This window comes from Paenibacillus ehimensis NBRC 15659, from assembly GCF_004000785.1.
Classification (GTDB): domain Bacteria; phylum Bacillota; class Bacilli; order Paenibacillales; family NBRC-103111; genus Paenibacillus_G; species Paenibacillus_G ehimensis.
In genome coordinates, this window is record NZ_BILX01000027.1 from 78,062 (window position 1) to 84,323 (window position 6,262).

5 protein-coding genes are annotated in these 6,262 nt (G+C 52.9%); all 5 read left to right on the forward strand.

What is annotated here, in order from left to right:
• The first annotated feature begins 1 nt into the window (after position 1).
• A complete protein-coding gene (locus PEH01S_RS17135; protein ID WP_127486933.1) occupies positions 2-1,483 on the forward strand; it encodes an alpha-N-arabinofuranosidase in 1,482 nt (493 codons plus the stop codon).
• A gap of 57 nt (positions 1,484-1,540) precedes the next feature.
• On the forward strand, positions 1,541-4,084 hold the full coding sequence (locus tag PEH01S_RS17140) for a LamG-like jellyroll fold domain-containing protein (RefSeq protein WP_127486935.1): 2,544 nt from the start codon (positions 1,541-1,543) through the stop codon (positions 4,082-4,084).
• A gap of 9 nt (positions 4,085-4,093) precedes the next feature.
• Entirely contained in the window at positions 4,094-4,354 is a 261-nt protein-coding gene (locus PEH01S_RS35820; RefSeq protein WP_127486937.1) for a DUF6171 family protein, read from the forward strand.
• Positions 4,355-4,421: 67 nt separating this feature from the next.
• Positions 4,422-5,399: a glycoside hydrolase family 43 protein gene (locus tag PEH01S_RS17150; protein ID WP_025845587.1), complete on the forward strand. Its 978-nt coding sequence runs from the start codon at positions 4,422-4,424 to the stop codon at positions 5,397-5,399.
• 85 nt (positions 5,400-5,484) lie between these two features.
• Positions 5,485-6,262, forward strand: a 778-nt coding sequence (locus PEH01S_RS17155) for a molybdopterin-dependent oxidoreductase (RefSeq protein WP_127486939.1), incomplete at its 3' end; no start/stop codon positions are given.

The window sequence follows — 6,262 nt, forward strand, 5'->3', positions numbered from 1 at the left end:
GATGAATACCATTATCGTAAACACGGACATTGCCAAAGGAACGATCAACAAAAACATTTACGGCCACTTTGCCGAGCATCTTGGACGATGCATTTACGAAGGGATCTGGGTCGGAGAGGATTCTCCTATTCCGAACACGCAAGGGATTCGCAATGACGTGCTTGAGGCGCTTAAGCAGCTTCAAGTTCCGGTGCTTCGCTGGCCGGGCGGCTGTTTTGCCGACGAGTATCATTGGAAGGACGGTATCGGACCAAGAGCGACACGCAAACGGATGGTCAACACGCATTGGGGCGGCGTGGTGGAGAACAACCATTTTGGAACGCATGAATTTATGCTGCTGTGCGAGCTGTTGGGCTGCGAGCCCTACATTTGCGGCAACGTAGGCAGCGGAACGGTTCAGGAAATGTCGGAGTGGGTTGAATATATGACATTTGACGGCGAGTCTCCTATGGCCGATTGGCGCAAAGAAAACGGAAGGGAGAAGCCATGGAAACTGAAATACTTCGGGGTCGGCAACGAAAACTGGGGCTGCGGCGGGAACATGCGTCCGGAATATTACGCCGATCTGTACCGCCGCTATCAGACCTATGTCCGGAATTACGGCGGTAACAAAATTTACAAAATTGCCGGCGGAGCCAATGTGGATGATTATAACTGGACCGAAGTATTAATGAAAAATGCAGGCGGACTCATGGACGGGCTAAGCCTTCATTATTACACGATTCCCGGCGACTTCTGGCTGGGCAAAGGCTCGGCGCTTGATTTCTCGGAGGAAGAATGGTTCGTGACGATGAAGAAGGCGCTTCATATCGACGAATTGATTACAAGACACAGCACGATCATGGACAAATATGATCCGGATAAGCGGGTAGGCTTGATTATCGACGAATGGGGGACATGGCTGGATGTCGAGCCGGGCACCAATCCGGGATTCCTTTACCAGCAAAATACGATTCGCGACGCTTTGGTGGCCGGTCTGCATTTCAATATTTTCCATCGTCATGCCGATCGTGTCCAGATGGCGAATATCGCCCAGACCGTCAACGTCCTGCAAGCGATGATCTTGACCGAAGGCGAGCAGATGATCCTCACGCCGACCTATCACGTATTCCATATGTTCAAGGTGCATCAGGATGCGCAGCTGCTTGCCGTCGAAGCTTCGGCCGGACACTACGATTTTCAAGGGGAAACCCTCCCGCAGGTTACGGTATCGGCCTCCAAAAATGCCGAAGGCAAGGTTCACATCAGTCTGGTCAATATCGATCCTAAGCAGGAAGCCCAGCTGAGCATAGAGCTGCGCGGCATTCCGGCGGATAAGACGCAAGTCGCCGGAACGATCCTTACGGCGGAGTCCATGAATGCACATAACACGTTCAAGCAGCCGGATGCGGTAACCGCGGTCCCATTTACAGCTGCAGTGGAAGGGAACCGCTTGAGCATGAAGCTTCCGGCCATGTCCGTCGTCACGCTGGCTGTCGGTTAACCGGCAGCCGGCAGAGGGTTCAATGAGACAGGAAAGGCTGGAAGCGGCCGGTTTGGGATGATAGGAAACAGGAGGCGAGAAAAATTGAAGAGTTGGAGTGCATGCATGATCATGACGGTGCTGTTGACGATGTTCTTGCCGCAAGCGGGATGGGCTGACGGCAACCAAGCGGACTCATCGCGGAATGAAGAGAAAGCTCCGGTTTTCACGAACGTATCTGTGCACGATCCTTCTATCATCAAAGCCGGCCCCGCCTATTATGTGTTCGGTTCGCATATTGAAGCCGCCAAATCCGCTGATTTGATGAACTGGACGACATTTACGAACGGATATGCGACGCCCGGGAATGTCATCTTCGGCGATCTGGCCCAAAATTTGGCCGGTTCGTTCGCATGGGCGGGGAAGGACGATGCGGACAGTAAAGGCGGGTATGCGGTCTGGGCTCCGGACGTGATCTGGAACGAGCATTACAAGCATAAGGACGGAACAACCGGAGCTTACATGATGTATTACAGCGTCTCTTCCACATATATTCGCTCGGCGATTGGGTACGCGGTATCGAAACGGATTGAAGGCCCGTACACCTATGTCGATACGGTTGTGTACTCCGGCTTCACGAAGGAGACGGCCTATGACGCAAACAGCAAGGTAGACAAGAAATGGACCCATACGAACATTCAGAAGCTTATGGATCAGGGCAAATTGGCGGGAGTCCGCCCAGGCTGGTTTACGAGCGATGGTTCGTATCATAACGCCGCCTTCCCGAATGCGATAGATGCCGCTCTGTTTTTTGATGCCAAAGGAAAACTGTGGATGACCTATGGCTCCTGGTCCGGGGGGATCTTTCTTCTTGAGCTCGATCCGGCTACCGGTCAGCCGATCTACCCGGGGAAGGATGGCACGACGGCGGACGGCAGGATGGTAGACCGGTATTTCGGTACAAAAATCGCGGGCGGATATACGAAATCGGGCGAGGGACCTTATATTTTGTATGACAAGGCTTCCGGCTATTATTATTTGAACGTGACTTACGGCTGGCTCGGCGCAAATGGCGGGTATAACATGAGACAGTTCCGCTCCAAAACTCCGGATGGCCCTTATCTTGATGCCGCCGGACAACATGCAGTATTGCCGGGCAATACGGATAATTCCCGTTATGGCATCAAAATGATGGGCAATTTCCAGTTTGTGAGAGAAATTGGCGAGCCGGGAGCGGGAACGGATTACGGCTATGTTTCCCCCGGGCATAACTCGGTCTTGTTTGACGAGAAGACGGGGAAATACTTTCTGTTCTTCCATACCCGATTCCCGCAACGGGGCGAAGTTCATGAGCTGCGGGTACATCAGCTGTTCAAAAATAAGGACGGCTGGTTCGTCGCCGCGCCTTTACGGTATGCAGGGGAAACTTTGAAGCGCGTAACCGAGTCCAAGCTGGCCGGGGACTATAAGTTTGTGCGTCATGGACTTGACTATTCCGGAGACATTGTACGTTCCGTCCATATCACGCTTCACAAAGATAAGACGATAACCGGGGATGTTACCGGCACATGGGCGCTGAACAATGAATATGAAGCCGTTCTTACGATCGGCGGAGAGACATATAACGGGGTATTTATAAACGGCTGGGACCCGGAATTGGGACGTAACACGGCAACGTTTACGGCGGTTTCTTCGAAAGGAGAAGCGGTCTGGGGCATCCGGCAGCCTGATGCAGCCGATCAGCAGGTTGTGGAAGCGGTGCAGCATGCCTTAAGTCTCGGCGATACAAGCAAGGTGACGAACAATTTGACGCTGCCGGCAAAAGGTATGCGAGGCGCCGTCATCTCATGGTCGACCTCGGACCCGCGCGTGATTTCCGATACGGGGGAGATTCATCCGCCGGAAGCCGGGCAGGGCAATCGATCGGCTGCGCTGACCGCAACGATCACGAAGGGAAAGGCCAGCGCTTCGAAAATATTTTCGATTACCGTCGCTCCCGTCGATATCGATTACGGTTTGACCGCGCGGTACTCGTTCGAGAATAATTTAGCGGATTCAACGGGCCGTTTTGCCGAAGGAGCAGTCACCGGATCGCGAATCGATGACCCGGGCGGCGCGATCGCTTATGCAAACGGGGTGACAGGGAAAGCTGCGGTATTTGACGGAACCTCCGGGATCCGGCTGGATGACCGCCTCATTGCCGGAAACCGTTATTCGGTCTCCATGTGGTTGAATCCGGAGCGGCATACGCCATTCACGACGAGCTTTTTTGGAGCCAAATCGAAGAATAGCTGGATCAGTCTTGTGCCGGAATCCTGGGACCATAACACGATGCTGTGGTCGGGTGAAGCATGGTATGACGCAACGACAGGCTCCAAAATCGGAACGGATGAATGGCATCATCTCGCCTTTACGGTCGATGCGGGCTCTGTAAAAGTATATGTGGACGGGAAGCAAAAGTTTGCGGGAACGGGATTTCCGGACATTTTTACGGGGGAAGCCGGTACGTTCAGCCTAGGTGTCAATTGGTGGGATGCGCCGTTCAAAGGCAGAATGGATGAGGTGCGGATCTACAACGTTCCGATAACGGAAGCCGTGATTAAGAGATTGGCACAAATGTAGGAGGCAGGCATGCAGCAGCGGGCGAATGGTTGCAAAGGATGCAGAGAGAGCGTTCAGATCACACCGGACAAACTCCAGCGGCTGGTGGACATCGCCACCCGGGGACGAGCAGCGGCAACGGACGAGTTGTACGCGCAGCGCATGGCGCACTGCGGGCGTTGTCCGGATCTTCAATATGGCACGACATGCCGATATTGCGGCTGCCTGGTCGCCGTCAAAGCCAGACTGTTGGACTCCGTTTGCCCTTGTCCGTTGTTTCCCAAGTGGTAGCAGCGGCCGGAGCCGCAATAATCATTAGAAACGGAAGACAAATATGAACGGCGAAGGAGAGCTCGACATGGACAAGAATACGAAATACACGAATCCGCTCGTATGGCAGCGGGCTGACCCGTGGGTTTATAAACATCGCGATCATTACTATTACTTCACCGCCTCCGTGCCGGAATACGACCGGATCGAAATTCGAAGATCGTTGACCTTGCAGGGGCTGGGAGAGGCGGAGCCGGTCGTCGTATGGCGCAAATATGACAGCGGTCCGCTCAGCGCGAATATTTGGGCGCCGGAACTGCATTATATTGATGGGAAATGGTATATTTACTTCGCTGCCGCCCGGACGACCGAGACCAAAGAGGGACTGTTCGATCACCGGATGTATGTGCTTGAAAATAATTGTGCGAATCCTTTGGAAGGGCAGTGGACAGAAAAGGGGCAGGTGCGCACGAAGTGGGAATCGTTCGCTTTGGATGCGACGACGTTCGAACACCGGGGCGTACGGTACTACGTATGGGCGCAGAAGGACCCGGACATTGCCGGGAATTCGAATCTGTATATTTCAAAGATGAGCAATCCGTGGACCTTGACCGGAGAGCAGGTCATGATCTCGAAGCCGGAGTATCCATGGGAAGTTATCGGGTTTAAGGTGAACGAAGGAGCTGCGGTACTGAAGCGGAACGGCCGCATCTATATCAGTTACTCGGCGAGCGCGACGGACCACCATTACTGCATGGGCTTGCTGTACGCCGACGAATCGGCCGATCTGCTAGACCCGGCCTCCTGGGCAAAGTCGCCAGAGCCCGTGTTCCAAACTTCGGAAGCGAACGGCCAATACGGTCCGGGGCATAACAGTTTTACCGTGTCGGAGAATGGCGAGGACGTGCTCGTGTATCATGCCCGCAGCTATAAAGAGATTGCAGGCGATCCGCTCTACGATCCAAACCGCCATACAAGAGTCCAAACCTTCACCTGGAAGGAAGACGGAATGCCTGATTTCGGCGTTCCGGTCCCGGATGCTGCGGACGCGCACGAAAATGAATAGGTGTTCAAGAGGAGGCGCGAAGAGGTTTCGCGCCTTATCATCATTTTTAGGATACCCTCATATACATTGGTTTGGGGGGATTACATTGGATTTACCTGTCATAAAGCCTTCTCTGATTACCCGAAGACTGGTTCCGGAGATCCAAGAACATCCGATCCATTTTTTTTCTGCGCCGATTACGCCCGAATCTTACTTTTATCTAAGAAATCATTTTCCTTATCCTCGAATTTCCGAGCAGTCGTTCGTTCTTTCTATAGGTGGGGAAGTCCAGAGACCCCGGACCTTCCAGTTTCAAGATCTGCTCCGTATGCCGTATAAAGAATTGACGGTGCTTTTGGAGTGTGCAGGTAATAACAGAGGACTTTTTCGGCCGAAAGTATTTGGTGAACAGTGGGGAGGAGGAGCCGTTAGCCAAGGCGTCTGGAGAGGAATCGCGTTAAGAGATTTGCTCCAATGGACCGGATTGCAGGCGGCTGCAAAGGAAATCGTATTTGAAGGACACGATTACGGGAAACGTCCTGATCTGGAAGGAAAGTTCGTGTATGCAAGGAGCCTTCCTTTGGAAAAAGCGATGCATCCGGATACATTAATTGCTTATGCGTTAAATGGGAACCCGATTCCAATCAAGCAAGGCTATCCATTTCGATTAATTGTGCCCCAATGGTACGCCATGGCTTCCGTCAAATGGCTCCGAAGCATTACCGTCATCCCTGCCCACTTTAGCGGGCCTTTTCAAGACATCGATTATATGTACTATCCGGAAAAAGACAGCGATGCAGGGAAAACCCCTGTTACAACCATCCATGTGAACTCCATTATCCAGCAACCGTTAGACCGGAGTATGTTGGAAAAAGGGATGCTGG